The following is a 1,365-nucleotide window of genomic DNA, read 5'->3' on the forward strand; positions in this document are numbered from 1 at the left end:
CAAAAAATGTATGACCCGCCCCGCCCGTGCAAGGTCGTTTAATGAGGACGATGCAGTCTGCACAAATGTATCCGGCCTCTTGCAAGTGGGCCGCTGTTGCGGCCAGGCCATGATGAGATCCGCGCGTGCCGTTCCCAGATAAATGGTTCGGGCTCGAAGCCCGCTTTTTTGCACAGGGTTTACGGCGCGCCGATCGACTGTTTCGTCATCACCTTCACGAACCTCGCAGTCTGGAACAAACGGGATCAGCTAAAGGCCGGATCCCGCCGTTCATAGCTTGCGCCGGGCTTGGTCATCACCACCCATGCGATCCGCGCAATCTTGGCCGCCAAGGCGACGGTGACCTTGTTAGTGTGCATGCGTGCCTGAAGTCCATCAAGCCACGCGCCAAGGCGATATCGCGAGCGATCAAGATGAGTCACGCAGGAACGGGCGCCATGGATGATCATCCGGCGCAGATATCGATTGCCGCGCTTGCTTATCCCCAGCAGCTTCGTTTTGCCTCCCGTAGAATATTCTCTCGGGACAAGACCTAGCCAAGCTGCCATATCGCGGGCCCTTTTGAACTGGCGGGCAGATCCAGCTGCTGCCAAAAGCGCCGTCGCGGCCAGCGGACCAATGCCAGGGATGGTCATCAATCGACGTGCGGTATCGCTTTGAGAGGCAATTGCCTCAATCTCGCGGTTGACCTCGGCAATCCGCAGCTCCAGCTGCCGCAGCTCGTCAAATGTAGATGCAAGAATGCGACGCATCGCCGAGGTTAGATCATTCGACTGATCGGCCAAAACCCTCGGCAGATCAGCCTTGAACTTGCCGGCGCCCTGGTGAATAGCGATCCCATATTCCAGGCAAAAAGCGCGCATCTGATTGATGAGGCACGTCCGTTGCGACATCATCCGATCGCGAACACGATGCAGCGCTTGCAGGTCAATGTGCTCAGGCGACCTTAGCTCGACGAAGCGCATCGTTGGTCTCGTCACGGCTTCGGCGATCGCCGCGGCATCGATGAGGTCATTTTTGTTGGATTTCACATATGGCTTCACGAATTGAGCTGGGATAATGCGAACGGTGTGCCCCATGGCGGCGATCTTGCGGGCCAACCATTGCGAGCCGGAGCAGGCCTCCATCCCCACCAAAGCCGGTCCTGCACGTTCGAAGAACTGCAAGAGCGTATCGCGCCGAAAGGTCGCCTTCTGGATCGGCATTCCGGCGGCGTCGAGCCCAACGACGTGGAAAAAGTTCTTGCCAATGTCGATCCCAAACACCGTTGCCGGCCTGGGCTTGTTCCGTGTCCTCATTGCTTCCTCCTTTCAAAAGCCAACTCAGTCTGACTGAGAGGACGGGGCGGGTCATCCCATTAATGGT

1 protein-coding gene is annotated in these 1,365 nt (G+C 57.7%); it reads right to left on the bottom strand.

Going from position 1 to position 1,365, the window contains the following annotated elements; translation table 11 throughout:
• Positions 1-245: 245 nt before the first annotated feature.
• Positions 246-1,298, bottom strand: a complete 1,053-nt coding sequence (locus D6B98_RS39560) for an IS110 family RNA-guided transposase (protein WP_126262250.1) — start codon at positions 1,296-1,298, stop codon at positions 246-248.
• Between the last annotated feature and the right edge of the window lie 67 nt (positions 1,299-1,365).

Source organism: Bradyrhizobium sp. LVM 105, from assembly GCF_003957705.1.
In the GTDB taxonomy this organism is placed as follows: domain Bacteria; phylum Pseudomonadota; class Alphaproteobacteria; order Rhizobiales; family Xanthobacteraceae; genus Bradyrhizobium; species Bradyrhizobium frederickii.